The 2475-nt window shown below is 56.6% G+C and carries 1 rRNA gene (only partly in view); it reads left to right on the top strand.

The window, feature by feature from the left end:
• A 23S ribosomal RNA gene (locus ACZ561_RS40015) occupies positions 1–2474 on the top strand (it extends 152 nt beyond the left edge of the window).
• Position 2475: the final 1 nt, after the last annotated feature.

Genomic DNA, 2475 nt, shown 5'->3' with positions numbered 1-2475 from the left:
GGTCGTGACTGCGTGCCTTTTGAAGAATGAGCCTGCGAGTTTGCGGTGTGTTGCGAGGTTAACCCGTGTGGGGAAGCCGTAGCGAAAGCGAGTCCGAATAGGGCGATTCAGTAGCACGCTCAAGACCCGAAGCGGAGTGATCTAGCCATGGGCAGGTTGAAGCGGAGGTAAGACTTCGTGGAGGACCGAACCCACCAGGGTTGAAAACCTGGGGGATGACCTGTGGTTAGGGGTGAAAGGCCAATCAAACTCCGTGATAGCTGGTTCTCCCCGAAATGCATTTAGGTGCAGCGTCGTGTGTTTCTTGCCGGAGGTAGAGCACTGGATAGGCGATGGGCCCTACCGGGTTACTGACCTTAGCCAAACTCCGAATGCCGGTAAGTGAGAGCACGGCAGTGAGACTGTGGGGGATAAGCTCCATGGTCGAGAGGGAAACAGCCCAGAGCATCGACTAAGGCCCCTAAGCGTACGCTAAGTGGGAAAGGATGTGGAGTCGCAGAGACAACCAGGAGGTTGGCTTAGAAGCAGCCACCCTTGAAAGAGTGCGTAATAGCTCACTGGTCAAGTGATTCCGCGCCGACAATGTAGCGGGGCTCAAGCGTACCGCCGAAGTCGTGTCATTGCAGCAATAAGCCCCAACGGGTGCTGTGATGGGTAGGGGAGCGTCGTGTGCCGGGTGAAGCAGCCGCGGAAGCGAGTTGTGGACGGTTCACGAGTGAGAATGCAGGCATGAGTAGCGATACACACGTGAGAAACGTGTGCGCCGATTGACTAAGGGTTCCTGGGTCAAGCTGATCTGCCCAGGGTAAGTCGGGACCTAAGGCGAGGCCGACAGGCGTAGTCGATGGACAACCGGTTGATATTCCGGTACCCGCTTTGAAACGCCCAATATCGAGCCCATTAATGCTAAGCCCGTGAAGCCGTTCCGGACCCTTCGGGGAAAGGAAAGTGGTGGAGCCGGCGAACCAAGGTGGTAGTAGGTAAGCGATGGGGTGACGCAGGAAGGTAGTCCAGCCCGGGCGGTGGTTGTCCCGGGGTAAGGGTGTAGGCCGTGTGATAGGCAAATCCGTCACACATTAAGGCTGAGACCTGATGCCGAGCCGATTGTGGTGAAGTGGATGATCCTATGCTGTCGAGAAAAGCCTCTAGCGAGTTTCATGGCGGCCCGTACCCTAAACCGACTCAGGTGGTCAGGTAGAGAATACCGAGGCGTTCGGGTGAACTATGGTTAAGGAACTCGGCAAAATGCCCCCGTAACTTCGGGAGAAGGGGGGCCATCACTGGTGATCGGATTTACTCCGTGAGCTGGGGGTGGCCGCAGAGACCAGCGAGAAGCGACTGTTTACTAAAAACACAGGTCCGTGCGAAGCCGTAAGGCGATGTATACGGACTGACGCCTGCCCGGTGCTGGAACGTTAAGGGGACCGGTTAGTGACCTTTCGGGGTTGCGAAGCTGAGAACTTAAGCGCCAGTAAACGGCGGTGGTAACTATAACCATCCTAAGGTAGCGAAATTCCTTGTCGGGTAAGTTCCGACCTGCACGAATGGCGTAACGACTTCTCGACTGTCTCAACCATAGGCCCGGTGAAATTGCACTACGAGTAAAGATGCTCGTTTCGCGCAGCAGGACGGAAAGACCCCGGGACCTTTACTACAGTTTGATATTGGTGTTCGGTTCGGCTTGTGTAGGATAGGTGGGAGACTTTGAAGCCGTGACGCCAGTCATGGTGGAGTCGCCGTTGAAATACCACTCTGGTCGTGCTGGATGTCTAACCTCGGTCCGTGATCCGGATCAGGGACAGTGTCTGATGGGTAGTTTAACTGGGGCGGTTGCCTCCCAAAGGGTAACGGAGGCGCCCAAAGGTTCCCTCAGCCTGGTTGGCAATCAGGTGTTGAGTGTAAGTGCACAAGGGAGCTTGACTGTGAGACCGACGGGTCGAGCAGGGACGAAAGTCGGGACTAGTGATCCGGCGGTGGCTTGTGGAAGCGCCGTCGCTCAACGGATAAAAGGTACCCCGGGGATAACAGGCTGATCTTCCCCAAGAGTCCATATCGACGGGATGGTTTGGCACCTCGATGTCGGCTCGTCGCATCCTGGGGCTGGAGTCGGTCCCAAGGGTTGGGCTGTTCGCCCATTAAAGCGGTACGCGAGCTGGGTTTAGAACGTCGTGAGACAGTTCGGTCCCTATCCGCTGCGCGCGTAGGAATATTGAGAAGGGCTGTCCCTAGTACGAGAGGACCGGGACGGACGAACCTCTGGTGTGCCAGTTGTCCTGCCAAGGGCATGGCTGGTTGGCTACGTTCGGGAGGGATAACCGCTGAAAGCATCTAAGCGGGAAGCCTGCTTCGAGATGAGTATTCCCACCTCCTTGAGAGGGTAAGGCTCCCAGTAGACGACTGGGTTGATAGGCCGGATGTGGAAGCCCAGTAATGGGTGGAGCTGACCGGTACTAATAGGCCGAGGGCTTGTCCTCA

It is taken from the genome of Streptomyces sp. NPDC039609, assembly GCF_055596705.1.
The sequence above is the reverse complement of the archived record's forward strand: the minus strand, read 5'-3'. Positions and strand labels throughout refer to the sequence as shown.